Annotated in this window: 28 protein-coding genes and 1 riboswitch; of the genes, 10 read left to right on the top strand and 18 right to left on the bottom strand. The window is 43.2% G+C overall.

All coding sequences use genetic code 11. From position 1 onward, the window contains the following. Positions 1-30: 30 nt before the first annotated feature. A complete protein-coding gene (locus C6Y45_RS01790) occupies positions 31-1416 on the bottom strand; it encodes a LysM peptidoglycan-binding domain-containing protein (RefSeq protein WP_160058068.1) in 1386 nt (461 codons plus the stop codon). 285 nt (positions 1417-1701) lie between these two features. On the opposite strand from C6Y45_RS01790, the gene modA reads away from it, so the two are divergent. Together modA and C6Y45_RS01780 are read left to right on the top strand one after the other, a co-directional pair. Beyond that, a complete protein-coding gene (gene modA, locus C6Y45_RS01785; protein ID WP_160058067.1) occupies positions 1702-2460 on the top strand; it encodes a molybdate ABC transporter substrate-binding protein in 759 nt (252 codons plus the stop codon). Between the two features lie 161 nt (positions 2461-2621). Beyond that, positions 2622-2813, top strand: a complete 192-nt coding sequence (locus C6Y45_RS01780; protein ID WP_107583311.1) for a hypothetical protein — start codon at positions 2622-2624, stop codon at positions 2811-2813. Positions 2814-2817: 4 nt separating this feature from the next. Here the strand turns inward: C6Y45_RS01780 and C6Y45_RS01775 are convergent, their stop codons facing one another. Next, positions 2818-4146, bottom strand: a complete 1329-nt coding sequence (locus C6Y45_RS01775; protein WP_107583310.1) for a D-serine ammonia-lyase — start codon at positions 4144-4146, stop codon at positions 2818-2820. A 253-nt stretch (positions 4147-4399) separates the two neighbouring features. On the opposite strand from C6Y45_RS01775, the gene C6Y45_RS01770 reads away from it, so the two are divergent. Then, positions 4400-5386 (top strand): alpha/beta hydrolase, encoded by a 987-nt coding sequence (locus C6Y45_RS01770; protein WP_160058065.1) that lies wholly within the window; start codon positions 4400-4402, stop codon positions 5384-5386. Between the two features lie 58 nt (positions 5387-5444). Here the strand turns inward: C6Y45_RS01770 and C6Y45_RS01765 are convergent, their stop codons facing one another. Continuing rightward, positions 5445-6500 (bottom strand): ATP-grasp domain-containing protein, encoded by a 1056-nt coding sequence (locus C6Y45_RS01765; protein ID WP_107583308.1) that lies wholly within the window; start codon positions 6498-6500, stop codon positions 5445-5447. Between the two features lie 592 nt (positions 6501-7092). Between C6Y45_RS01765 and C6Y45_RS01760 the strand changes: the two genes are divergently transcribed. From C6Y45_RS01760 to C6Y45_RS01740, 5 genes are all read left to right on the top strand, one after another. Beyond that, positions 7093-7695, top strand: coding sequence for a phosphatase PAP2 family protein (locus C6Y45_RS01760; protein ID WP_160058063.1), 603 nt, complete (start codon positions 7093-7095; stop codon positions 7693-7695). A 246-nt stretch (positions 7696-7941) separates the two neighbouring features. Continuing rightward, on the top strand, positions 7942-8304 hold the full coding sequence (locus C6Y45_RS01755) for a GntR family transcriptional regulator (protein WP_107583499.1): 363 nt from the start codon (positions 7942-7944) through the stop codon (positions 8302-8304). Then, a complete protein-coding gene (locus tag C6Y45_RS01750) occupies positions 8304-8504 on the top strand; it encodes an ATP-binding cassette domain-containing protein (RefSeq protein WP_107583306.1) in 201 nt (66 codons plus the stop codon). The genes C6Y45_RS01755 and C6Y45_RS01750 overlap by 1 nt, the downstream gene beginning before the upstream one ends. Before the next feature lie 123 nt (positions 8505-8627). Beyond that, positions 8628-9191, top strand: a complete 564-nt coding sequence (locus tag C6Y45_RS01745; RefSeq protein WP_107583305.1) for an ATP-binding cassette domain-containing protein — start codon at positions 8628-8630, stop codon at positions 9189-9191. After that, positions 9178-9882, top strand: coding sequence for a hypothetical protein (locus C6Y45_RS01740; RefSeq protein ID WP_107583304.1), 705 nt, complete (start codon positions 9178-9180; stop codon positions 9880-9882). The genes C6Y45_RS01745 and C6Y45_RS01740 overlap by 14 nt, the downstream gene beginning before the upstream one ends. Before the next feature lie 548 nt (positions 9883-10430). Here the strand turns inward: C6Y45_RS01740 and C6Y45_RS18155 are convergent. The 6 genes from C6Y45_RS18155 to C6Y45_RS01710 all read right to left on the bottom strand — a co-directional run bounded on the left by C6Y45_RS18155 (position 10431) and on the right by C6Y45_RS01710 (position 16739). Continuing rightward, positions 10431-10721: a TIGR04104 family putative zinc finger protein gene (locus tag C6Y45_RS18155; protein ID WP_107583303.1), complete on the bottom strand. Its 291-nt coding sequence runs from the start codon at positions 10719-10721 to the stop codon at positions 10431-10433. Positions 10722-11011: 290 nt separating this feature from the next. Continuing rightward, complete coding sequence (metE, locus tag C6Y45_RS01730; RefSeq protein WP_107583302.1) at positions 11012-13270, bottom strand: 5-methyltetrahydropteroyltriglutamate--homocysteine S-methyltransferase; 2259 nt, start codon at positions 13268-13270, stop codon at positions 11012-11014. Between the two features lie 214 nt (positions 13271-13484). Then, a riboswitch (cobalamin riboswitch) is annotated at positions 13485-13673 on the bottom strand. Between the two features lie 85 nt (positions 13674-13758). Next, a complete protein-coding gene (locus tag C6Y45_RS01725) occupies positions 13759-14721 on the bottom strand; it encodes an alpha/beta fold hydrolase (RefSeq protein ID WP_107583301.1) in 963 nt (320 codons plus the stop codon). 382 nt (positions 14722-15103) lie between these two features. After that, a complete protein-coding gene (locus C6Y45_RS01720) occupies positions 15104-15529 on the bottom strand; it encodes a GNAT family N-acetyltransferase (protein ID WP_107583498.1) in 426 nt (141 codons plus the stop codon). A gap of 198 nt (positions 15530-15727) precedes the next feature. Next, positions 15728-16360 (bottom strand): pyridoxamine 5'-phosphate oxidase family protein, encoded by a 633-nt coding sequence (locus tag C6Y45_RS01715; protein WP_107583300.1) that lies wholly within the window; start codon positions 16358-16360, stop codon positions 15728-15730. Continuing rightward, a complete protein-coding gene (locus C6Y45_RS01710) occupies positions 16344-16739 on the bottom strand; it encodes a VOC family protein (RefSeq protein WP_107583299.1) in 396 nt (131 codons plus the stop codon). Before C6Y45_RS01710 ends, C6Y45_RS01715 begins: the two co-directional genes overlap by 17 nt. An 89-nt stretch (positions 16740-16828) precedes the next feature. Here C6Y45_RS01710 and C6Y45_RS01705 point away from each other — a divergent pair, with 89 nt between their 5' ends. Continuing rightward, positions 16829-17305, top strand: coding sequence for a hypothetical protein (locus tag C6Y45_RS01705; protein WP_146159138.1), 477 nt, complete (start codon positions 16829-16831; stop codon positions 17303-17305). Here the strand turns inward: C6Y45_RS01705 and C6Y45_RS01700 are convergent, their stop codons facing one another. The 9 genes from C6Y45_RS01700 to C6Y45_RS01660 all read right to left on the bottom strand — a co-directional run bounded on the left by C6Y45_RS01700 (position 17306) and on the right by C6Y45_RS01660 (position 24268). Further along, entirely contained in the window at positions 17306-17854 is a 549-nt protein-coding gene (locus tag C6Y45_RS01700) for a GNAT family N-acetyltransferase (protein WP_107583297.1), read from the bottom strand. Positions 17855-17863: 9 nt separating this feature from the next. Continuing rightward, positions 17864-18400, bottom strand: coding sequence for a GNAT family N-acetyltransferase (locus C6Y45_RS01695; protein ID WP_107583296.1), 537 nt, complete (start codon positions 18398-18400; stop codon positions 17864-17866). Between the two features lie 72 nt (positions 18401-18472). Beyond that, positions 18473-18658, bottom strand: coding sequence for a hypothetical protein (locus C6Y45_RS01690; protein ID WP_107583295.1), 186 nt, complete (start codon positions 18656-18658; stop codon positions 18473-18475). A gap of 164 nt (positions 18659-18822) precedes the next feature. After that, entirely contained in the window at positions 18823-19797 is a 975-nt protein-coding gene (locus C6Y45_RS01685) for a DUF4003 family protein (protein WP_107583294.1), read from the bottom strand. Between the two features lie 133 nt (positions 19798-19930). After that, positions 19931-21247, bottom strand: a complete 1317-nt coding sequence (gene brnQ, locus C6Y45_RS01680) for a branched-chain amino acid transport system II carrier protein (RefSeq protein ID WP_107583293.1) — start codon at positions 21245-21247, stop codon at positions 19931-19933. Positions 21248-21551: 304 nt separating this feature from the next. Then, entirely contained in the window at positions 21552-22154 is a 603-nt protein-coding gene (locus C6Y45_RS01675; protein WP_107583292.1) for an alpha/beta hydrolase, read from the bottom strand. 74 nt (positions 22155-22228) lie between these two features. Then, positions 22229-22774, bottom strand: coding sequence for an NADPH-dependent FMN reductase (locus tag C6Y45_RS01670; protein WP_107583291.1), 546 nt, complete (start codon positions 22772-22774; stop codon positions 22229-22231). Positions 22775-22796: 22 nt separating this feature from the next. Then, entirely contained in the window at positions 22797-23780 is a 984-nt protein-coding gene (locus C6Y45_RS01665) for a ring-cleaving dioxygenase (RefSeq protein WP_107583290.1), read from the bottom strand. A 53-nt stretch (positions 23781-23833) separates the two neighbouring features. Continuing rightward, positions 23834-24268 (bottom strand): MarR family winged helix-turn-helix transcriptional regulator, encoded by a 435-nt coding sequence (locus tag C6Y45_RS01660; RefSeq protein WP_107583289.1) that lies wholly within the window; start codon positions 24266-24268, stop codon positions 23834-23836. A gap of 207 nt (positions 24269-24475) precedes the next feature. Here C6Y45_RS01660 and C6Y45_RS01655 point away from each other — a divergent pair, with 207 nt between their 5' ends. After that, positions 24476-25906, top strand: coding sequence for a DEAD/DEAH box helicase (locus tag C6Y45_RS01655; RefSeq protein ID WP_107583288.1), 1431 nt, complete (start codon positions 24476-24478; stop codon positions 25904-25906). Positions 25907-26016 lie beyond the last annotated feature (110 nt).

Raw genomic sequence — 26016 nt, 5'->3', positions numbered from 1 at the left:
GAATATAATAATTTCCCTAGTTATTCACTGCTATGGGATTACGATAACAGCACCTGCGTTGATACGGGATGGATCAGTGATGTTGTTGTGCTCTGCAATTTTCTGTACAGTCGTACCGTTTCTTAAGGCTATGCTGTAAAGTGTGTCCCCCGGCTTAATTGTATACGAGGTGCCTGAAGGAGGAAGAGTTGAAGGCGGCTCTCCTGCTCCTTCTTTTAAAAGAATAACCTGGCCTACGCTGATAGCTGCAGGGTTGCTTATATTATTTATTTCTGCCAGTTTTTGTACCGTTGTATTATTGTTAACTGCAATTCTGTATAACGTATCTCCTGGTTTAACGGTATAAGTGTCTCCGGATGGCGGTGTGGTTGAAGGCGGCTCTCCTGCTCCTTCTTTCAAAATGATAACCTGACCTACACTGATAGCTGCAGGGTTGCTTATATTATTTATTTCTGCCAGTTTCTGTACAGTCGTATTGTTGTTTACTGCAATTCTGTATAACGTATCTCCTGGTTTAACGGTATAGGTTTCTCCGGAAGACGGTGGAGCCGGCAGCGCTTCTTTACTCAAAATGAGAAGCTGACCTACGCTCAAAGTCGTCGAGGAAAGGTTGTTAAGTTCCATCAATTCGGAAACGGTCATATTGTGATTTTGAGCAATTTTGTAAAGCGTATCCCCCGGCTGTACTGTATACGTTGTTCCTGCCGGTGGTTCACTATGGTAGTTGAGCAGTTCGGAAACCGTGACAAACTCATACCCTAATGCATCAAGTTCCTGAATCATGTCCGGCAGAGCATAAGGAGTACCGGAGGCCCCTTCTCCAGTATGCATCAGTACAATCGAACCGGGAACAACATTGCTGATAACCTTATCCACCATTTCATTTTTAGGGACTCCCCTCCAGTCAACAGTATCAATGTTCCATTGAATAGTGTGTGTGTAGCCTGCTGTTCCTACTGCAGCTAACACAGCATCATTCGTATATCCGTACGGAGCACGGAAAATTGGTTTTGTGGATTCCCCAGTTTCCTGCTTGGCGAGGGCTTCCGTTTTATCAAGTTCACTTTTTATCTGCGAGGCGGTCAAAGTTCTGAAGTCTGGATGGCTGTAGGAATGATTTCCAAGCTGGTGACCTTCGTCTGCGATCCTTTTAATGTCCTGAGGGTGATCTTTAAGGCCTGTTCCCGTTAAGAAAAATGTTGCCTTGACATCGTACAGATCCAGTGTGTCAAGAATACTGTTAATATTAGTGCCATCCGCACCATCATCGAATGTCAGCGCTACAACTTTCTGGCTTGTATTCGCTTTTGTAATAAACTTGGAATCAGCCGCTTCTGCAGATTGAGGACTAAACGTAAAAGCAGCAACGAAAATCAGAATAAACGCCAGCATTATTTTCAGCAGCTTTACCCCCATTGTCTTCACCCCTTTTTATGTTTATGCTGACTATTAATCAGCATATGTACAGTGAGCAAGACTTTTTGATCACGAAAAAAGTGAATTGTATAGTAATACTATTCCCTTATTCCTAAGAAAATAATCTATAATAATTCTTTGAAATACTACTTTATCCCCCTTATTAATACATATGGCCTGTTTTTGTCCATTATAATAAATCATTAGTTTCATAGATTCTACTGGTTAAGCACAGGCGCACGGATAATGACGCAACAAAACATTTTCGTAGAAGGAGTTCAATTTATGAAACGCTTACTACCTGCCAGTTCTATTTTATTTTTAACAGCCTGCTCCTCAGACACGTCATCCGAGGACCCTGTTATTCACGTAGCAGCAGCTTCTGGTTTATATCATGCTTTTTCTGAAATAGGAGAACAGTTTGAAGCAGAGACCGGCACGGAAGTTGTCTTCAGCTTCGGCTCCACCGGGCAGTTTACTCAGCATATTCGTGAAGGGGCTTCCTATGACTTGTTTGCAGCCGCCCAGGAATCCTATATTGATCAGCTGAACGAAGAAGACTTGATCGATGAATCAACCCGCCGGCTGTATGCGTATGGACGGATTGGATTTATGTATGAAGGCGATATACCGGATGGAATGACCCCGGACTATCTTCTTTCAGATGAAGTGGAGCAGATAGCCATCGCCAATCCCTCCCATGCTCCATATGGCATGGCAGCTCGCCAGGCATTGGAAACGTGGGGTATATGGGAGGAAGTTGAAGATAAACTTGTGTTCGGAGATAACATACGGCAGACTGTTCAGTATGTAGAATCAGGCAATGCTGACACAGCTATATCAGCTCTTGCCCTTTCTTACGAAACCAACCTTTCATTTGATTTAATTGACGAAACTTTGCACGAACCGCTCGCACAATCACTGGCTGTCCCAACAGCAGGTGAACATCCTGAAGAAGCAGCCCAGCTGATTGAATTTATTTTTTCTGAAGCGGGAAGGACTATTATGGAAAGCTATGGTTTTACTCCGCCGGATGAAGACTGATTTCCTGCCTCTGTAAAAGATTCACGCTGGTACAAGGACGCCTGCCCCCTTTAACCTGCCGCGGATTCAAAACTTTGTTATTGCGGGTTAAATGTAATTTTTAAAATGGAACGCTGAATTTTTAATTCGTATAAATGAATTTATTTACGGGAGGAAGAATAATGAATTTTGTTAAACCGCTGCTCTGGATTAATTTATTGGGAAGTACCGGAGCGCTCATCTTTTATTTGTTTACTTTTCAAACTATGAACTACCGGGACGATTTTTTAGTACTTGTCGGTCTTTTTATTGCTGTCAGTGCGCTGGGTCTCTTCATTACTAAAAAGTTGGAAAACGAACAGTCACACCGTTAGTTTCTCATTGGCTGCGCCTTCTGACTGTTTCCTTTCCTTTATCTATATAAAAAGTTCTTTCTTCTGCAGGCACTATCATGCCGCCGGTTGCCCAGACAAGATGGGTTGTATTCTCATTATCAATGTTATACCCTGATGTATTTATACGTGCGGGCCCTGCAAACCCGGCTGCAGCTGAAGGTTCCACGAAAATTCCCTCCGCTTCATAAAGCAAGGACAGCATTCGAAATAAATCTTCATCCCCTGTCGTGAACTCTCCGCACAGCAGCTGTTCGCAAATTTCGGATGCAAAGCTCGACGGACGCCCTACTGCCAGACCATCTGCTTCCGTTACGTTGTCAATTCCAATATCCTGCACGGAAATTTTATCTTTTTCTCCCGTCATAAGTCCAAGAAGCATAGCCGGGGCGTGGGTTGGTTCTATAAAGAAGCAGTGAACGGCACTTCCGAATACCTGCTTCAAACCAAATGTCAGTCCGCCGGGAGCTCCTCCTACACCGCACGGAATATAAACGACAAGCGGATGTTTTTCATCGATAATAATATTTTCTTTTTGAAGCTGTTCGTTCAGTCTGAAGGCCGCTGTACTGTAACCGAGAAAAAGATGTCTCGATTTTTCATCATCCACAAAGTACCCGTCCGGCTTATTAATCGTCTGTTCTCTTCCTTCATCTACAGCCAGGCTGAAATCCCCTTCCGATTCATGAACGAATGCTCCTTCTGACCGTAGAAGCTCTTTTTTCCACGCTTTAGCATCGCCGGACATATAAACATGAACTTTAAACCCCAGCCTGGCACTTATAATACCAATACTCAGTCCCAGGTTACCGGTGGACCCCACCCCAATCGTAAACATACTTAAAAATTTTTTCATATCCTCTGAAGCGAATGCTTCCCGGCTTTCCTCCTCTTTTATTTTCTCATGCTTAAGAGCCAGCTGCTCTGCATGGGAAAGCACTTCATATACCCCTCCTCTTGCTTTTACCGAACCTGCAATCGGCAGCTCATTATCGCATTTCATCCATAGAGACCCTTTTAATTCCGATTCGTAATATTTGTTAAGCTGGTTTTTCATAGTTGAAATACGACAGATGCGGGATTCAACAATGCCCCTGTTGTCTTTCGTTTGGGGAAATTCCTTTTCCAGGTAAGGGGCAAACCGGTGCCATAATGCTTCTGCTTCTTTCATATCTTCCAGATTTACAGGAAGATTATCGCCTTCCTCTATACTGCTTCGATGTTGGGGATTAAGCCATATTAATGGATCCATCTTTTTAAGAGCTTTAAATTCCGGGTACTTTAATTCCCACCATTTGATTTTATCTTCATGCATTTTTTAGCTTCTCCCTTCGGTCACACGATTGGACAGCTGTACTTCCCGACTGGTTATTAAGACGATCCCCTGCGTTTTCTTCGAACTGCCGGAAGACAGCTGTTTCTTTTCCTGTATGTTATATTTTCTCTGTTTTCTTCCTGATCCCTCCCTGCTATTTTTAATGACTTTCCTTACATACTTAGAAACGCTGTTACAGAAACAGCTTAATCGGGAAACGAAATCATATACTTACATTCATGGAGGAAGCAAAATGAATTTACAAGCGCAACTGTTCAGCAAATTTGTAAGAACAATACTTGCCTGCACTCCAAATGAATTAAAAAAGAAACTTCTGTATGCTTTCATTCGAAAAGCTCCACGTTTACAGCTGGACGATCTTCAGTCATCGAGGAAAAAACTAAACAAGCTGACATTTAAAAACCCTTCTATTCCCTACAAAGGGTATATTACACAGGAAAGAGCAGCCACTTCTATTAGAAAAACCCCGCTCCGGATCTATATTCCGGAAAGCGGGGGACCTTTTCCTGTTATTTTTTATATGCATGGGGGAGGGTTCGCTCTGGGCGGTCTGCAGTTGGGAGATAACCTGTGCCGGCTTCTCTCCTCTCTGACGAACAGTGTCGTAATAAACATCGACTATGGTTTGTCGCCGGAGTACAAGTTTCCCTCTGCACTGCAGGAATGCTCAGAAGTTATTGAATGGGCTTTAACAAACGCTGATCACCTGCATATTCTACGTGACAAAATAATACTTGCCGGAGACAGTGCAGGAGGAAATCTGGCAGCTGGCCTTGCCTTAAAACTGCCCCGGGACATGGCCATTTATCCTGAATGGCAGTTACTTATTTCACCGGTCGTCAATCTTAATCAGCCTGCAGATGAAAAAATGAATAATCAGGAGGAACTTGTTTTATCCCGTTCAGGAATGGAAAAATTCCATCAATATTATTTTATCCGACCGGAGGATTCCTCCACCCCCTATGCCTCTCCACTTCTTGCTTACATTGATCAGCTTGCACTTATGCCTCCGGTTGTACTTATTACCGCAGAAGACGATCCCCTTGCTGATGAAGCATTTTTATTTGCTAAAAAAGTCCGACAGGCCGGAACAGCTGTGTACCATAAACACTATGAAGGACTCTTCCATGATTTCCCGGCACTCACCGGCATCATTACTGAAGCGGAAGATGCCCTGATTTATATAGCTGAAATTATGCGCAGATACAGCCTGAAATAAGTTATACGTTTCCCTCTTAATCAAAGGTATCAGAATTAACGGAACAAGGTTTTTGGCTTTAGTGTTCCACAGGCACCATGTCCCTGCATTTTTGAGAGTGAATAACAGCTACAGCATCGTGCCTTGCAAATTCCATTCCTTCTTTTTGGTTCAGCCAATCCAGCTGTATTTCCCTGCCTGAAAGAATAGCAATAATCACCGCCGGAATATCGGCACCAGCTTCATGGGAGAAGCTGTACCCTCCTGCAAATCTCGGGTTTATATCAATGACATAGTAATGGGTTCCGTCAAAATAAGCGTCTGCATTTACGTACCCGGCATGCCCAAGGTTCCGGCCGATATCCCTGCAGATATTATGCAGAGCAGGATCTGTGACAATCCGGCACCGGTCCACATCCCCTGCCCGCATCGCCAGCTGTTTCCTGACAAAGGATACGATGAAATTCCCTTCAAGGTCATTAAAAATATCCATACTGAATTTTTCTCCGTGAATATACTCCTGGATGATTACATTTCTTTCCGGTTCGTTGACGGCAAGTTTATGAATTGGAGCACGCTTCAGCTGCTCAACAGAACTCCGGTAGGCAGGGTAGAGCTCTTTCAGACAGGAAGCTGTTTCTATACCAACAGAGGCGGAACCGTTTCTCGGTTTTAAAATCATCGGGAAAGAAGCTTCTCCTTTCATAACAGCTCTTTCCGCTTCCTCGCAGCTGAAATACGTTTTCGGGGCCTTAGCCTGGAATCCTTTAAAAACCGTCTCATAGCTGCCTTTATCCCTCATTTTTTCCACAGTCGCAGGATCCGGAGCAAACACCGAGACACCGATTTCTTCAAATCTTCTTTTTTGTGCGGCTACGAGCGCTATCTCCATGTCATTCAGCGGGATAAATCCTTCTATCTCATTGTCCCGGCAGATTTCTACAAGAGAATCTATATAAGCAGGATGTGTCTGATGAGGTGTTATATAGCCTTGATCCCCATACTGAAGCGCCGGGGCGTTATAGTCGGGGTCAGCGGTTATAATACGTCCCTCTACCCCTGCTTTTATAAAACCTTCTCTGAAATACTTTACAAAATCCACTCTTCTAGCGACAGAACTCAACAAAATATTCACCTTACACCCTCCTCTGTTTAGTGTTTTCTGCTTCTCCAAAACTAACATTCACTTTGGTCAGCAGTAGGATGATAATATAAGCGTTTTCATTTTTGCGATAGTTTTTAAATATTATGATGAGAAAAATACACTCCAGTTAACTTTAGACTCTACTATTTTGGATTATTATCCTTATTTTCATCCATTCATTTCCTATTGGCTCATTCTAGCATAAATAATAATGTAAAAGCAGAAATTTCTGTTCTTTTTACAGTTCTTCACATTTTTTAGAATTCAGCTAGACCTTATTTTTATTTTTCTATAACCAGAGGAATAACGTAGTAATAATGCTATTTGTAGATAAACCTTCTTAAACAAAAGCAATTGACTTTCTAGTTCTTTAGATGATATGTTTTTCACGTTGTAGTATCCCTGCTACTAAAAATCAACGTCTAATAAGAATAATTTTTAACTATATTATCCATAGGTGATTCGCTTGAATAGAAATCTTCTTTTTTTGATCATGGCTTTATGCTTAATTGTATTTGCTGGTTTATCTTTTCTCACAGCTGTAAACAGCCGTTTTATGCTGGATGAGCAAATCTTACAGTGGGTGCAGACCATTAACTCTCCCTTTCTTCTTGGATTGATGCAGGGGGCTACAATTATCGGTTCTGTGGAATTCATTTTTGTTATTTCCGCGGCTCTTATGTTCACCTTTCTATTGAGAAGAAACTGGTACCTGGTTATTTTTCTATCAGTACTCAGCGCCGGAGGCATCGTTTTAAATTATGTGTTGAAAATTCTTTTTCAGCGTGCACGCCCCGGTGAAATGACTTATATTGAACTGTTCGGATACTCCTTTGAACTGGCCTCCTACAGCTTTCCGAGCGGTCACACGATGCGTACTGTCCTTTTATTTGCATTTCTTATTTATCTTTCATTTTTATTAACAAAAAATTACTGGGTCCGTTTTGTTTCTTTTGTCGCAGCGCTCGTTATTATTTTGTCGGTAGCTGCAAGCCGTGTCATAGTTGGTGCCCATTACCCGTCGGATATTCTAGCCGCCGTTGCTGCCTCAATAGTATGGGCCGGTGTCTGCTGGTACTTTATTTCAGATGATTTTCGTCATAAGCGAAAAGGATTTAACCCAAAAGACACGGAAGCTTCACAGCAGCTGGAAGAAGAACAAAAAGAACGACAGTCATACCTTTAACAAATTAAGCTGTCTTTTTGCGAGCCGCTGTAAGCAGGCGTCTCCCCCGGGAAAGAATGAGGACGGGCGGAAGCAAAAAACCATCTATTTATAAATAGAAAACACTTTTTTAACAGCCCGGGCTGTTCAGTCGATTAAATCGATTGAACAGCTTTTTTATTTTTTAATTGACTTCTTCCAATAATATTATATACTTATATACATAACTATATAACCTTATAATCCAGGGTGGTGAAAGCATTGGGAATGGATTTTCACGACAGGAAGCCGATTTATCAGCAGATCAGAGAGCAGATTGAAGACCAGATTCTGGACGGACGATTGAAGGAAGAGGACAAAGCTCCTTCCACTACGCAGCTTGTTTCATTTTATAAAGTTAATCATCTGACTGCAGCTAAAGGCGTTAATGAACTGGTGGAAGAAAATATTTTATACAAGAGACGGGGGATCGGTATGTTTGTTGCCTCTGGAGCGGTAGAAAAATTGATTAACAAACGCCGTAAAGTCTTTGGAGAGGAATATATTACCGAACTTGTAAGAGAAGCTGAAAAACTTCATATTACAGAGCGGGAGCTGTTAGAAATGATTCGTGAAAGGATGAGAAAATAATGGATATGCATCTTCTGTTTAACAAAGTGGACTTGTTTTATGGAAAAGAACAGGCGCTTCATAATATTACTCTTGATCTTAAGTCGCCGAAAATATACGGTCTGATAGGCCGGAATGGTTCTGGTAAAACCTCCCTTTTATCCATTGCGTCCAATTATCGGAAGCAGTCTTCCGGAGAAGTGAAGTTGAACAACGCTTAGCTTTTTGAAAATTTTGAACGCACAAAACACGTCCAGTTTCTTTTTCAGCGTAATTTTGACGAATTTACGGAAACAGGAGAACAGCTTCTCGAAGCAGCCTCCCATTTCATCGACACATTCAGTATGGAAACAGCCTATCGGATCGCTTCCCGGTTCGAACTGGATCTCACCGTGCCGATGAAAAAACATTCCTCCGGCCGCTGCTCTATGTTTCAGGCTGTACGGGGCCTTGCTTCCCGGTCACCGGTAACTATATTTGATGAGGCTTATACAGGAATGGACGCCCCATCCAGGGAGATTTTCTACGAAGAGATATTAAAGGAGCAGGAAACTCACCCGCGGCTGATTATTATGTCTACCCACCTGATTTCAGAAATGGAGCATTTATTTGATGAAGTTATTATGCTGGAAAAAGGCCGCGTACTTTTGGCAGAAGACTACGAAACAGTGCTTTCCAAAGGTTTCACACTTACCGGGGAGTCTGCGCTTGTGGATCAATTTTCCGAAAATCTGCGGGTTGTAAAAGAAAAACGTCTCGGAGGAACGAAATCAGTAGTTATTTTTCAAAACGTGTATGACAGCGTATTGACCGAAGCATGGGAAGCCGGACTGGAAATAGGCAGAGTTTCGCTTCAGGATGTGTTTACAAGTCTTACGAAAGGAGGAGAGCTCTATGAAGAACAATAAAGCTGTTTCGGTGTTAATCCAGGAGCAGCTGAAATGGACGCTCTGGTTTATAGGCATACTATATCTGGTAAGAATAGGAGTTTATTTCCTTGGTGATTTTTCACAGGAACCTGAATTAACTGAGCTTGTTTTTCTTAATTTTGCTTATGATCCGAGTAAAATTTATATGCTCGTGATTGGACTCATGTCGGTTTATATGTTTCTTGGCTTTTGTATTGAGCACGGTCTGACAAGAAAACATTACTATCAGGCAGCTGCTCTTTCTGCCACAGCTCTTGCTTTATTCATTACTGCGCTCATCATACTGATTGCTGTCATTGATTCCTTTATTTTTGGAACAGACCCTGCAGCGTTTCATCTGATCGAAGCGGGAACGACAGCCGGGTCATTAGCTGCAAGCTTTCCTGCCTACTTTATTACCGTCTTCATGTATTATGTGCTCGGTATGTTTGTTAATTCCGGATTTTACCGCTTTGGCTGGATTGCAGGGCTTGGATTCGTAGCAGCTGGATTCTTTTTTCTGCTGATTGAAAGCCTCATCTGGGGAACGTACTATGCTGTATTCAACATCGGCGTGCTTACAGAAGGACTTTCCGCACTGCCGGCAGTACTGGCTACTGTGGTTCTCACAGCAATTATTTACTCAGCTTCAGCTGCAGTTATTAAAGATACCCCGGTTAAAATTGAATAAATAATAAGGACCAGAGTGTTGATTAAGTCTATTTTTCAGAATTATTATTTCAGTGTATAGTTTTCTCCTGCACTTTCCGAGCCTGCCGTGGGGGCTCGTCATCAGCTGTTTGCCCTCCGGCCATGGAAAAGGATTTTCTGACTTCGCTTTCCCACCGGCGACTCCGCCGAACGTTCCGGAGAAAAAAGACAGAAGCAACACGCATTTAAAAAAAGAAAACTGCTTTTTATTTTTTCTGCTGGAGTTGTCGTGGGCGGCTCCGAGGCGAAATAGTAAAAGCTGAAGATCCATTTTTCCCAACCCACAGGTGGGAAGAATTAGCTGAAGTCCGCCCGCCCGGAAAGCGTCCCATGAAAGCGGAAGCAAAGACCCGTCTATTTATAAATAAAAAACTTTTTAACAACCTAAAGGACCAGATGCTTTCAACATCTGGTCCTCAGTTTGTTGATTAAATGATCAGTGCATAAGCGCCTTCGCCGTTTAGACGGAAAGTGTTCTGCAGAAGCGAAAGCAGAGAATTGTCTACAAATAACGAACCAGTATAAAACTCAAAACAAACTGTCTTCCTCTTCAATAAATGTATATGTAAAGGGTAGTAAAACAGTCCATAAAACTGTAAGGACCCCGGCAAACATAAGGTTTCCGATCCACCCTGTGTTCATAACATTCATGCCGATCAATAAGACAAGAATAAGCAGGATATTTCCAGTCCCGTATTTTTTTCTGCTCGGTAAATAATTTGTTTTTCCACAGGAGGGGCACTTTTTAGACGAAATAAATAAAACAACTTCTTTCCATTGGAACCTGCGTCGGCAGTTCCAGCATTCCGGAAGTTTCACCGGATCACCACCTGTTCAACTATTTTTACTTCACATAACGATTAACTGTATTTCTTTATGTATTTACATAGCAGAAAACTGTCTTTTCATTGGCCCCCAAAGGTTCTGCAGATTACTAATTTATGAACGTAAACTTTACATTTATTTTTAACAGGAGGAATAACATTCTGAACTGCTTAATTTTATCATTTTACGTTCGTTTATTGAACTCCTTCTAAATAAATTACCGCCATTAAAAACTAAACCGAAAGCAGCTTGCTTCCGGTTTAGTTTGAAAATAAAAGCTGTATTTATTTCTTCTCTGCAGCGACTACTTCCCTGCAGTATTCAGCAGCTGACTGCATATTGGCCAGGGCAGCAATTGTTTCTTCTTCCGTACGTGTTTTCAGACCGCAGTCCGGATTGATCCAGAACAGCTTCGGCGGCAGAACACGCAGCGATTGAAGAATAATATCTCTCATTTCCTCTGCGGGTGGGATCCTCGGACTGTGAATATCATAAACACCAAGGCCGATCCCTTTATCATATACGTTTTCTTCAAACACTTCGATTATCTCCCCGTGGCTCCGGGACGTTTCAATGGAGATGACATCCGCATCCATAGCAGAAATGGCACTCATAATATCATTAAATTCACTGTAGCACATATGTGTATGCACCTGAGTTGTCGGCTGCACCTGCTCAGACACTGCCCGGAAAGCATTCACTGCCCAATCAAGATAATAGGCGTGATCTTCTTTTTTTAATGGCAGCCCTTCTCTGAGAGCCGGCTCATCTACCTGGATCATTTCAATATTATTGTCTTCCAGCGCTTTCAGTTCAGGCTGAAGTGCTTCTGCTATTTGAAACGCTGTCTGTTCTCTGGAAATGTCCCTCCGTTCAAACGACCAGTTTAAAATAGTTACCGGTCCTGTCAGCATTCCTTTAACCGGTCTGCTGGTCTGCGCTCCTGCATAAGCCGTTTCTTTTACAGTCATAGGTCTATTAAACTTAACATCAGAGTAGATCACCGGCGGCTTCACACAACGGGAACCGTAGGATTGGACCCACCCATTTTCTGTCACAGCAAAACCATCCAGCTTTTCACCAAAAAATTCAACCATATCGTTTCTTTCAAATTCCCCATGCACAAGAACATCCAGGCCGATATCTTCCTGCAGCTTTATCCAGCGGTCGATTTTTTTCTTAACAAGCCTGTCATACTGCCCCTGATCCATCTCTCCCCGCCGGAAAGCAGTACGTGCCCTTCGCATATCCAGTGTCTGGGGAAAACTTCCTATCGTTGTGGTCGGCAGAAGCGGCAGGTCCCACTTCTTCTGCTGCAGTGGAAAGCGTTCTTCAAATGAATGGTTTCTCTTTGCTTTTCTTACTTCTACTTGGGTGAAATTTTGATATCTTCTCCGGAAATCATGAAGCTTTTCCTGGTGAGCTTTCCAACTCGTTGTTTTTTCCTGGTACTTTAACAGCTGCAGTTCCTGAAGCTTCTCTTCGGCAAAAGCAAGGCCATTTTGAAGAGCGGAAGAAAGCTTCGTTTCATGCTTTAAAGACACCGGTACGTGAAGCAGGCTGCAGCTGGGCTGAAGCCATATTTCCTGTTTTGCCGAAAGTTCGGAACGAAGATACGCTGTCAGGGCATCTGCCGTTTCCAAATCCGTTTTCCATACGTTTCTTCCGTCAATAACACCGAGCGCCAGGATTTTATCTTCCGGCAGCTTGAATTCTTTTAACTGAACTGCGTTATTGCCCTGATCGTGGACAAGATCGATGCCTATTCCCTTTACCGGGAAATGAGCTAGGCGCTTAAGATCGGTAATAGACTCAAAGTAAGTCTGAAGGAGAAGGCCTGCTCCTGGAACGAGTCCGTGGATATCCTGATAAACTTTTTCCACAATATCCATTTCTTTATCATCAAGAGAATAGACCAGTGCGGGTTCATCCATCTGGATTATTTCAGCTCCTGCTTCCGTCAGCTCTCCAATAACTTTCGCGTAAAGAGTGACGAGAATGTCAAGATAATTCTGGAATTGTTCTTCCGGATATCCTTTAGACACCTTCAGCAGCGTATAAGGACCGACAAGCACCGGCTTTCCTTTTATTCCTGTTTTTTCTTCTGCTTCTTTAAACTCTGCGAGGGGCTTATTATAAGTAACTTTTGGAATCCACGCTTCTTCAATTTCAGGTACGATATAATGATAGTTTGTATTAAACCATTTCGTCATTTCACACGCTCCACTTTCTTTCGTCCCTCTGGCCATAGCAAAGTACGTATCCAATGAACCGGCCTCTCCTGCTGAGGCAAAGCGCTTCGGAATCATATTGAACATCACTGCCATATCCAGCATATGATCGTAACAGCTGAAATCTCCGACCGGTATATAGTCCAGTCCGGACTGTTTGAGCTTATTAAGCCTGCTCAGCCGTATCGTTTGCATCTTTTTTTCGAATTCATTGTTATTGATTTCGTTTCTCCAGAAGCTTTCCAGGGTTCTTTTCCATTCCCGCTGCTCTCCAATTCCAGGAAAACCTTGAATACTTGTTTTGACTGTCATTATCCTTCCCTCATTCCTTAAAATAGTTAATCCTATCTGCCATTGTATGAAATTGAAAAAACCCTTACATTCGTTGTTACACGAACATTCAGCTGACATAAAAAAAGGATATTCCTCTTATCGGGTAAGAGAAATATCCTGAAGATCAGCACAAAATAGACACGGGGGTTCCGTGTATGCGATCGATATTCCACCTCCTATGACCCGTAGGCTAATGGTTAGAAAAACACAGGCAGGTCTCCTGACTTGAGGATGAACACATTTATACCTTCCCGAACCAAATGGCTCAGTGGCATACATAAATGCTAGCCTCTTACAGTGGCGGGACCGTCCCGGAATTGCACCGGGTTCCCTTTTAATGAACGAACAAAAAGCTCATTCAACCTGAATTTTTATAATTATTAAGTTCTTCTGTATCTTAGCCTACACACCTTACATTGTCAAAACATTTCGAAGAATTTTCATTCCCTATTTATCATACTGTGTCTTTATTCGGCTGTTTTTAAAATCGCTTCAATAACCACTTCCGGCTCCTCATGGTGAATAAAATGAGTAGTGTGCGGAATAATTTCCTGCTCCGACTGACTGGAATAATCTTTCATATCCAGCTGTGTTTCATGCCAGTTTTCCCGGCCTGGGAAATCAGCCGTAAGAATGGTTAATGGAATGTCTCCGATATCTCCCTCTTCATATACAGTTCGACCGTTTTCATTGAATTTTTCTCTTTCAGCTATCATCGTATCGTTCCACCGGTGCTGCAATGTCATCAGCTCGTTCTTTTTTCTAATGTCCTCTGGAATCTGTTCATAGGGATCTACTTCCATTGAAGCAAAATATTCACTCTGCATTAACAGACGAAGTATCCCGGTATTTCGCATCGCTTTGTATACATAGGAGCGCATCGGAGTTTCGATCGTTCTTTCCGCCGCATGACGCGGATGAACGCCGTCGATCAGCACAATTCCCTTCACTTCTTCAGGATAACGCTGGGCATAGTGCAGCACTTCAAGAGCACCCATGGAATGAGCGGCAAAAACGTATGGTCCTCCTTCCCCGGATTTTTCGAGAGCCTGCTTTAATTCACTCGTCAAATTGTGAACTGTACGCTCCTGGGATGATGGTTCACTCCATCCGTAACCCGGCCGTTCATACATAATGGTGGAATGCTCTTTAGAGACTGCTTCCTGCAGTTTATACATATCGGCGTAAGGAGAGGCCGTACCGCTGCCGGCTGTAAAAACAACTGTCGGATCCCCTTCACCTCTTTGGTGGAGATGAATATTTTTATCGTTCACTTCCACTATTTTCCCAGGAGGAGGGTTAGCTTTTTTCTCCTTCTCCGAAACCCAGGCTTCATAAATAGAAGATGCGGCTAAAAATATAAGCAGGAGACCCCCGAAAACAAACATAAGGCGTCTCCAGCGTCGTTCAGGCTTTTTTTTATTATCCATCGTTTTCTGCTCCTTATGAAAATCTTTCCTGTCAAACAGGCTGTGATTTTCATTCCCTGAGTCATCGTGGCGGTAAACCTTTTACTCATGCAAATGTATGTAAAAAAGCTGTTTTTAATGGCTCCATAAAAAAACGGAAGTATGCGACCATCCGGCGTCAAATTTATACCTGTGATACGTTTTTTCTCAAACGGAAAATATATTTTCTCCTCAGAATTTATGTTTTATAAATCTAATAAATTCGAGAGTCATGATTCCCTTCTCCGCTTAGTGTGCTAGCCAACTGTAGCCGTTCTCTGCTGGAGATAATAGTTTATCAACAGCTTTATAAATATATATGGATCCTGTTTCTATTATAAAAAGGTAACTATTTTCAAATGAATTAAAGATCTTTTTTGAAAACATAGCTCGCTTTTTGATAGGCCATTTTATTTTCATAAAACCGGTGAGCAGCCTCCCGCTGCAGCCCTGAAGAAAGCGCTGTGCTTTCATATCCGTGAGCCTGCGCCCACTCCTGTACAAAGGTAAGCAGTTTTTCTCCATATCCCCGGGAACGGCTGTCTTCTGCAGTCACGAGATCACATATCCATACAAACCGCCCATAGTAAAGAGTGATCATCGGTTTAAAACCTGTAACTGCAGTTATTTTCCCTTCTTCCAGCAAAGCAAACAGACGGTAGCTGTCTTTTTCTGCGGCTTCCTTAACCAATGCTAAGTATGAAGATTCATCCAGATGCGTCCTCAGCTGTTTCATGACTGGAAAGGCACTGAGCAGTTCTGTTTTTGTTTTCAGTTCTTTTATTTCCATTTTCCTCACATCACATTCTCCTTTATCAATGACGATGTTAATGCGTATTATGGATAGAAAAACGAAGCGGGAACCGGCGGACGTCTTCGAAAAAAAAAGAGGTCGGAGGATAGGACGAAGTGCCAGCCGGAGATCTCCTCCACAGCAGAACTGGAGTGAAGTTTTCTCCAGCCAACCATGAACTTTCACATAGCTTGGTTAATAAAGTCTTTTAGTATAGCTTTCCTCCAAGCTTTTTTCAATGGATTCTTCTGATCTTCCGGGAAGTGCTGCGTGTTTCTTCAAAATTTTTACTGCAGAAGGAAGTGTTTCTTCCGCCGGCCACTTCTCTGTCTGCCATAAACCGGATCGTTTAAACGCTTTTGCACAGTGAATAAAACATTCTTCTACGTCCACCCCTATTCCGAAAAGTGGAGTCTTTCCTTTCACTGCCATTCTTTCCATCAGCTTTTTATCATTTAATACTGCCGCTTTTCCGTTTACACGCAGTGTTTCTTCTAGCCCCGGTATTATAAACAGCAGCCCGGCACGGGGATTGGAGATAATGTTTATCATGGAATCGAATCTTTTATTGCCGGGTCTTTCCGGAATAAGAAGCGTTTTGTCGTCCAGAATGTGCACAAACCCGGGAGCATCTCCTCTCGGTGATACGTCACAGGTGCCGGCTTGATCAGCAGTGGACAATAAAAGAAATGGAGATTTTTGAATGAATTCTCTGCAGTGGTCATCCAGGTAATTAATCGCTTTATTCGCTGCGAGTTCACCAGCTTTTCCTGCCGTTTCATGGAGCTCATTTACGGAGATAACTTTTTTATTAAACCAGGGATTCATTTTTACTATCTTCCTTGTTCACCCTTTGAAGCATCTCCACACGGTTTCCAAACGGATCCCGGAATTCAAACCGTTCCATACCGGGGATAGGCACGGATTCTAAAATAATTATTCCTTGGTCTGCAAGTTTATTTCTCCACAGGTTAAGATCTGTGACCTCATAGGCTAGATGGGCTTTCGTCTGAAAACGGTCAAATCCATCTTCCGTTCCAGCATGAACTTCCAAGTTTCCGGCCTGCAGCCAGAATCCTCCACGTTTTTTCAGGGATTCCGGCTTATCAATTTCTTTCAGGCCAAGAATTCCGCAGTAAAAATCTTTTGCCTTTTCTTCTTCGTTTCTCGGAATGGTAATCTGTGCATGGTGAATTCCTGTACTCATCATTTGTCCTCCTTTTATTGTTTTAACTATTATTAGGCATAGAATAAGGTAGAATATAAGAAACCAAAATCTTGAAAGGGCTGAAGCTGATGAAAAAAGTTACTGTTCATACCCGCCGCCTGACTCCTGTCTCTAAGGTGTATGAAGGGAAAAATCAAATAGGGCAATTAAAATCCGTGAAAAATATGACAGCGCAGCAAAAGGAGTTTTCCTTACAACTCGACTGGCATGGTATAGCTTATCAGGCACTGGAAACAAAAAATAATCTTGATAGAAGAAACTGGACGCTTTATAAGAAGAAAGAACAGGCTGGAACACTGTCTGTTCCAAGTCGTCCATCTGCGCTCGGGAATCCGGACTACGAACCATCACAACTTCTAATTCACGGTAGTACATTAACTTTGAACGAAGGAGAAAAGGGCCGTCACCTTACACTGATGAATGAACAAAGTGAAAAAACAGCCGAGTTGAAGAAAAAAGGATTCGGTAAAGTGGAAGCCACACTGTACCCGGAAGAAGACGAACCTCTTTTTCTTCTCGCCCTTTACATTGCATTCAAACTTTAATCATCCTTTATTCACCCATTCCGGCCGAAGCATACCGTATACGTAATGATCAACGTAGTTATCGTACAGTTTTTCACTCCCTCTAAGACATCCTTCGTATTCAAAGCCGAGCCGCTTTGGAACAGCAGAACTTTTCCTGTTTTCCGAAGCGGCCCGTATTTCCACCCGCTGAAGCTCCAGTTCAATAAAGCAGTGGTCCACCACTTCACGGCACGCTTTGGTCATCAGCCCTCTGCCCGTAAAGGCTTCCCCCAGCCAGTACCCAACAGATGTGGACCGGTTCGGCCAGTCAATTTTATGCAGCCCGATAACTCCGGCAAGGTCTTCCTTAAACCAGATTCCTGCCTGAAATCCATTGTTTTCTCCGTACTGTTTCATCGCACCATGAATAAATTCTTCGGACTGGCCGGGGGTCTCAATAAAATCCACCCATGGAAGCCAGGTCCGGAGACTCTTTCTGGAGCTGTCCGTCACAGCAAACAGCTGCCGGGCGTGATGCGGCTCCAGCAGTTTCAAATATGTATTTTCATCAATCTGCTTCGTAAACATATTTCCTCCTTAAGCATCCTCATTTTTTATGTTCTTTTTCCACTCGTTACTAAGCATACTCATTTCCAGAAGGCTCCAGAATTCCTCCCCGACTTTTACTTTATCTCTCAGCCTTCCTTCTTTGACAAACCCAACTTTTTTGTAGGCAGCAGCTGCAGATAAGTTAAAATCAAAAACGCCGAGACTTACCCGGTGCAGCTGCATTTCTTCAAAAGCAGTGTGAAGCACTTGACGCATCATTTCCTGTCCTTTACCCTGCCCCCGGTCTGCTTCACTCCCAATAAGCACTCGGCAGATCCGTGCAGATTCATTCTTTTTGTCTATGTAATCCAGCGAGATATGACCGATAATCTCCCCTTCTTCATTCACTGCACTGTAAATACGCAGCCTGCCTTCCTGCATTCTTTTACGGTACTTCTCAAGCTGAGATTTTGTCAGCGGGTAATTGAAATCAGATCCTCCCCATTGAACGAGCAGTTCCGGGGAATTGATCCATTTTATAAGCTTCTCGTCATCTTCCGGTTGAAACGAGCGAAGTATAATCATATGGTGCCCCCCTAAAAACAGCTGTAATAAAATTTTTAAAGTTTACTCTTTCACCTTCAGTTGCAGCGAGTCCTACTTTCCTTTCTCATTACCTGCTTTTATTTCTTCCCGCAGCTTAGTCAATTGATAAATTATTTGTGTGTTCTGGTTCACCTGCTCTTCAGAGTTGTTTTTAATTTTAAACAACAAATAATACATAACAATAATCAACCCGATAGAAAAGACTATATTGATTAGCATACCTATATTAACTATCATTCCACACCGACCTCCTATGATTTCTATTTGTTAATCATTTATCCGTCTTGATGAACTAAACTAAAGAATTACTCTTGTTCTATTGATTGGATTTCGGTGCAGGCAAAGCGCTGTACAATATCTAAGAATTCACATTCCCATTCATTACTCCACCGGAAAGTGAATCAGCTGCCGGATGAGGAGACGGCTGCCCCACCTGCAATGGTCGCGATCATGGCAGCATTCTGCGCTTCCATAACAGTTTCCATCGTCGCAAACAAATGCACGTCCACTGCTTTCTGCTGATCAAACAATGTCACCATAACCAAATTTGCTGCAGTCAGGCTGTTCCAGTCCTTATGCCACCGGAATGGTTTTTTCCGGTTAAGATCATCTGCCGTTCTCTTGATTTTTTCAAACGTTACTTTCTCCAGAGAGGTAAGGGCCAGAAGAGCGAGTGCCGGGTAATGCAACTGTTTAAGTTTCAGCCCCGACTTCTTCCATTCAGCTGCTGCTTCCTTAAGCCGTTCAACCAGCTCTTCTTTTTCATGTTCTTCATCCAGAGAAAGGATATGACTCAAAAACTGCAGGTCGTTACCTTTATGGAGACCGATGCCGGTCGCTTCCTTATAAAAGTACTCAATCCGGTTCATCAGTTCTTCGGTATTTTCTTTTCTCTGAGCCAGAAGAGAAGCAAGCGGATAATCATGCTCGGACGTAATGAACGGATGCTCCTTTTTCATTGCCCGGTGCACTTCCATTGTTTTACTCGTCTGCTCATGAAAAGGCACCGTCCGGTCCCCGGAAGAAAGCAGGACAAGAGCCGTGGTATAAGTGGCAGCTCCCTTCTTGAATTTTTGATTTCGAAGCTCTTTATAAATCAGCTCGACATCTTTCAGCCTCTCCTTCGGTTCCTCATAATTCGTATCCAGCACAGCTCCCATAGTCAATCTCGGGGTCGAACGGAGGGGAGAAAACAATGCCGCCTCTTTCTTTATATGTTCTGTAAGGTCCCGATACCTGGCCAGTGAAAAATCCTTTTCTTTCAGCACATACATGGAAGAGGCATTCATGAACAGTTTACTGTCCGCCATCTCCCACTTAAATGACTTTTTCAACTGCAGAAAGATATCCTCATATTTTTTCAAATACTCATTCATCTCGCATTCCTCCCCGGTAAATCAACTAATATTCCGTTTCCTTCATGCACCTTATGTTTTAAGAAAGAAAAAGACACCCGCTCCAAAAGCAGATGTCTTCAATTATTACTATATATTCTGTTTACCAATGAGATTATCCTGCTTTTGACTCGTATTCCACATCTTCTCTTTTTTCTTCTGCAAAATATCCGAAAGCTGCTGCAATAAGAGCGGGCAAAACCCAGCCGAGACCGTTGTCGTGCAAAGGGATATAACTGAGTCCGGCATTCAGCTCATTCGACTGTATCCCTACAGCGTTCAGTGACTCATATACAGCAAAAACGGAAGTAACCGCGACTGAGTAAACGTACATTTTCCTGCTTTCCTGAAAGAAATGCTGAAAAAGGGAAAGTGAAATAAGCACGATTGCGAGTGGATAAATCAGCACCAGCAGTGGAACCGCAATATCCAGAATCACAGCGAGGCCAAAGTTAGTGAAAACGAAGCCCGTTCCTACAAAAACAGTGGTGAAAAAGCTATAGGAAAACTTAGGAAATGTTTCATGAAAAAAGCTCGCGCAGGCGCTCGTCAGCCCGACGCATGTTGTTAAGCAGGCAAGGAGAATAATCATACCGAAAACGATGCTTCCACTGCTTCCGAAGAGCAGCTGGGAGGCGATAACGATAATTTCCGCACCGTCTGTAACTGGCTGATCCACCGGCAGCACCCGGCCTATCCAGCCGAGGGAAAGATACACTATCATGAGTCCGGCAGAAGCGATCAACCCTGCTGTAAGAGTCCCCTGGACGAGTGATTTTTTATCCGCTGCTCCTTTGCTTTTCAGTCCGTTAATTATGACAATCCCAAAAGCCAGGGCAGCGATTGCATCCATCGTAAAGTAGCCTTCAAGAAAACCACTCAAAAACGGGGAAGCTTCATATTTATCTGTAACCGGCGCATCGTTGTACTGAAAAGTACGGAAAGCCTGAATAAACAGGACAGCAAGTACAGCAAGGAGAGCCGGCGTAAGTATCCGTCCTACGTAGTCGACTACTTTTTTCGGGTTGATACTAAACAGATAAGTCAGTATAAAAAAAACTACCGAGAATGTGAAAAGTGCCAGAGTTCCCTCCACGTTGAACATTTGTACAAAACCCAGTTCATACGCTACGTTCGAAGCACGCGGGATACCATAAAAAGCTCCGATCGACATGTAAATAATAATCGCAAAAACAAGCCCGAAAAGCGGGTGCACCCTCTGTCCGATCTCCAGCAGTCCGTTGTTGGATAAAGTGACTGCAAGAATAGCGAGAAGCGGAAGAAATACTGCCGTCAAAATAAAACCGGTGACTGCCGGAATAAATGCTGCTCCGGCCTCCATCCCTAGCAGAGGAGGAAAAATTAAATTCCCCGCTCCGAAAAACATCGAAAAAAGCATGAAACCAGCAAAAAGATAGTGTTTCTTATCCATTTTATTCACTCCAAAAAATTCCGGAGCCACAGCTGTTCCGGATAATAGATACTGAAAATATAGCTTTTTATAAAAAAATATTAATAGAAATTGTTTCGGTTGGATCTCCGTGTACCCTAAGAGAATTTAGCATGGCTGATTGAGAAGGTCAATATATTTTTTTAATATATCAATAAATTGGAAATTGTCTGTATAATTATTATTTTTATAAAAATTTTGTATACACGAGAATGTTTTTGGACCAAAAAAAACTGCTTAACTGATGATTGCACCAGGAAAGCAGCTTTTTCTTTTCTCTTTGTTTTTAGTCGTTATTTCTATACCATAAACCTGCGGCATTCACCTCACTGCCTGTCAGTTGATGACCGGCAGATTCCCAGTGGGTTTTTACGGAAGCGCCGGCTTTTTCAAGAACTGCTGCCAGTTCTTCTGCCTGCTCTTTCGGAATAAGCGGATCGTTCGTCCCTGCTGCGAGAAATACTCGTTTTCCTGTCAGATCCGGCAGATCTACATTTTTAAGCGGTACCATGGCGTGATGCAGTACAGCTGCACTCAGGGCGTCTTTGTCGTGGTAAAGCAGACTGGCTGCAATATTGGCACCGTTGGAGTATCCGACAGCAGTAATATTATGACGGTCAAAGCCATACTTTTCAGAAGCTTCGTCCAGAAAGGAGTTCAGCTCCTTCGTGCGGTAGATGAGATCTTCTTCATCAAACACGCCTTCCCTCAGACGTTTAAAAAATCTTGGCATTCCGTTTTCCAGAACATTACCCCTGACGCTTAGAACCGGTGCCTCCGGATCAATCATGGAAGCAAGCGGCAGCAGATCTTTTTCTGTGCCGCCAGTCCCATGCAGCAGGAGCAGTACCGGTCTTTCAGAACTTACCTCTTTAAAAATATGTTCCATCTGTATAACACTCCTTTTATTCGACCCGGATGGCAGAACACCGTCCCCGGGTTTCGCTCAGCTGTCCTCAGCTGTTATTTTCTGATTGGTTTCATCGCTTCCGACCAGCTGACAAGCTGGTCAAGCATGTCGCTGACGGATTTTTCCTGTACGTCCGCCGGACGGAGTGTCGTTCCGTTTTCAAAGTCTGTAAACAGGGAGAGTGCTGGATGAACCCGCACATCTGCAATAAGCAGCTCTCCAAGAATTCCCCGGAGATGTTCAGCTGCCCTTGCGCCACCGACAGAGCCGTAGGATACAATTCCTGCTGCCTTGTTATTCCATTCGCTTCTCAAATGGTCGAGTGCGTTTTTTAAGGAGCCGGTAATCGAATGATTGTATTCCTGTACGATGAAAATAAATCCGTCTTTTGATGCTACATCTTCTGACCATGCTGTAACACCGGAAGTGTCCCCTTCCGCTTCTCCGAGAAATGGAAGCTTATAATCTGCAATGTCGAGCACACTGTAGTCTGCGTCTCCTCTGTCCTCAGCAATTTTCTTTACCCATTCTCCGACCTGCGGGCTGACTCTGCCTTCTCTCGTGGATCCCAGCACAATCCCAATATTTAATCTGCTCATTTTTTGTATCCTCCTTTAAATTTTACAAGTATTCTTTTTCTATAGTTTTTGTACTGCGTACTGTGTCGATGGGACGTACTTTGCTTTCGATCTGCTCTCTCTGGTCTTCAAAAAACGGCGGCAGGGAAAGTTTTTCCCCGAGCGTTTCATACGGCTCATCCCCCATGAAACCGGGTCCGTCAGTTGCCCACTCGAATAAAATCCCCTGTGCTACTCTTGCATAAAGAGATTCGAAGAAAAACCGATCGACGTAACCGGAAGTCGGGAAGCCGGTCTGGTGCATATGACTGATCCACTCTTCCAGCACACTTCGGTCAGCCACCCGGAAAGCGGCATGGTGTACTGTTCCAAATCCCTGGCGGCCCTGTGGCAGAACTGCATTGTACTCTACAATAACCTGGGCCCCGCTGCCTCCTTCTCCCATCTCATATAAGTGTAGCGAACCTTCAGACGCTTTTTCTTTCATAAACATGACCTTCTCAAGTACTTCCTTAAAATGATCAAATTGGGAAACCCGGATATGAAGAGGCCCAAGACCGGTAATAGCAAATTCCAGCGGCACCGGTCCGTTCTGCCACGGAATCCCCGGGGCCACCCCTTCGTTATGCTCATCGGATACGAGCATATACTGCTGGTCGTCAAAATCCGAAAAATTAATGATTTTTCTGCCAAACTGCTCTTTGATACCTGAGTGGGAGACCTCGTATTTATCAAAGCGTTTTACCCAGTACTCAAGTGCTTTATCATCCGGTACTCGGAAACCGGTTTTATATATTTCATCTGTGCCGTGCGATCCCTTTGGAATACCCGGAAAATCAAAGAATGTCATATCGGTTCCGGCAGATCCTTCATCATCTGCGAAAAATAAATGATACGTCTGAATATCGTCCTGGTTCACCGATTTTTTGACAAGTCGCATCCCGAGTACGTACGTAAAAAATTCATAGTTTTTTTCAGCACTGCTCGTTATTGCTGTTACATGGTGGAGTCCTTTAAGTTCGTTCATGCTATTCTCTCCTTTAGATTATCTCGTTTTCGAGATATTATATTAAAATTTTTTTATCTTTGCTGTGCTTTATAGCCGATCTTTTTCAGGCTTTCAATCAGCGTTTCTACTTCCTCCTCTTCCAGTTCGGAAAACACTTCATTTACCGAGAGTTCGTGTTCAGGGAAAATTTTATTCATGAGCGCTGTTCCCTCTTCGGTAAGTTCCGCATACGTTACGCGGCGGTCATCCGGGCAGGCTGTACGGACAACGTACTGTTTTTTTGTCAGCTTGTCGATGACGTAAGTAATACTGCTGCTGGCGATCAGCACATTTTTACCGATCAGCTGGATAGGATGTCTTCCTCGATGATGAAGAAGCTCCATGACCGAAAACTCTGTCGGGTTTAATCCATGCTCTGCTGCGTCTTTTTTAATCACTCCGTGAACCGCATCCGCAGCTTTTACGAGAACGGTCACTGCCTTCAAATTTCTATTTTCCGGTTCCATGAGCATCACCTCTCAAAAATTTATCTTGAATTAAAGATTCTTTAATATGAGATAAATATATCATGGGTATAGAAAGGTGTCAACAGCTACTTAAAAAAAGTTAGTGACCTCGACATCCTCAATGAGAAATTTTTTAAAAGCATAAAAGATAAAAACGTAGTATGATAGGTAGAGTCATTTGAGTAATAAAAGGAAGAGGTTTTATTAATGAGTAATACGTTTGATCAATTCCAGCTCAGCGGAGAAATTCGAGATGCGCTGGCCGGAATGAAATATGAACACGCAACGGAAGTGCAGAGTCTTGTTATACCGAAGCTGTTACATGGCAGCGATGTTATTGTAAAAGCGAAAACAGGAAGCGGAAAAACTGCTGCCTTTGGTGTCCCCCTCTGTGAGAAGGCAGTCTGGGAGGAAAACAAACCGCAGGCTCTCGTACTGACGCCGACACGTGAACTTGCTATGCAGGTTAAAGAAGATATCCAGAACATAGGACGCTTTAAACGTTTAAAGGCTGCTCTGCTTGTCGGACAGCAGCCGGCAGCTCCTCAGCGGGTGGAATTGAATCAAAAGGTTCATATTGTTACCGGTACACCAGGCAGAGTGCTGGATCATATCGAAAAAGGCACGTTGAATCTGGAAAACGTTAAATACGTGGTGCTTGATGAAGCTGACGAGATGCTGAATATGGGCTTTATCGACCAGGTCGAGCAGATCCTTGCGGAAGTCCCTGAAGAACGAACCACCTCACTGTTCTCAGCAACACTTCCCCAAAAAGTAATTAAGCTTTCGGAAAGACATATGAATCAGCCCGAGATTGTCGAAACTGTGCTGGAAGAAAAACCCGACATAGATTTTACCTGGCTGGAAACGTCCCGGGAAACGAAAATAAAAGACCTTTATAAATTTCTCGTGAAAGAGCAGCCGGAGTCCGCCGTGCTGTTCTGCAATCAGAAAGATACGGTAGATGAATTGACTTCCTACCTGAAGGAGCAGGGCCTTTCCTGTGACAAAATTCACGGAGGGCTGGAGCAGAAAGAGCGGACGCAGGTTATGGAAGAATTCAAGCGTGGTACTACCCGCTATCTTATTGCCTCTGATGTAGCAGCAAGAGGAATTGATGTTCTCGACATGCCCCTCGTTATTAACGTGGATGTGCCTGTTGAAACAGAAAAATTTATCCACCGGACCGGAAGAACGGCACGGGCAGGCAGAGAAGGAAAAGCAGTGACATTTATCATTCCTCAGGAAAGACGTTATGCGGAGATTATCGGCCGCCGCTTAAAAACAGAAGTAGATCTGGAACCGGTTCCTTTCCCAACCACGGCGGAAGAAAAAGCCTTCACACTAAAAATGAAGGAAGTTCCACAGCTGAAAAAAGATAAGAGTGCTCCTCTGGAGAAGAACATTACGAAGCTTTATTTTAATGGCGGTAAAAAGAAAAAACTCAGGGCTTTCGATTTTGTCGGTACTATCACTTCGATTCCCGGTATAGAAGCTGAAGATATCGGAATCATCACCGTAGAATCACTTGCTACTTACGTTGATATTCTCAACGGAAAGGGTGCCTTGGTTCTTCAGGAGATGGAGGATCGTAAAGTAAAAGGAAAGAATTTAAAAGTTAGAGAAGCAAGAAGATAAAGATAAAGAAGCAGAGCCGGCAGCCGGTTCTGCTTCTTTTCATTGGATGAGCTGATTTATCTGTCTTTAATAATAATTTACCGGAGGGAGAAATATTTCCCTTCCCGCTG

Origin of the sequence: Alkalicoccus saliphilus (genome assembly GCF_003044065.1) — a bacterium.
GTDB lineage: Bacteria > Bacillota > Bacilli > Bacillales > Salisediminibacteriaceae > Alkalicoccus > Alkalicoccus saliphilus.
This window is presented reverse-complemented; position numbering and strand designations above follow the sequence as displayed.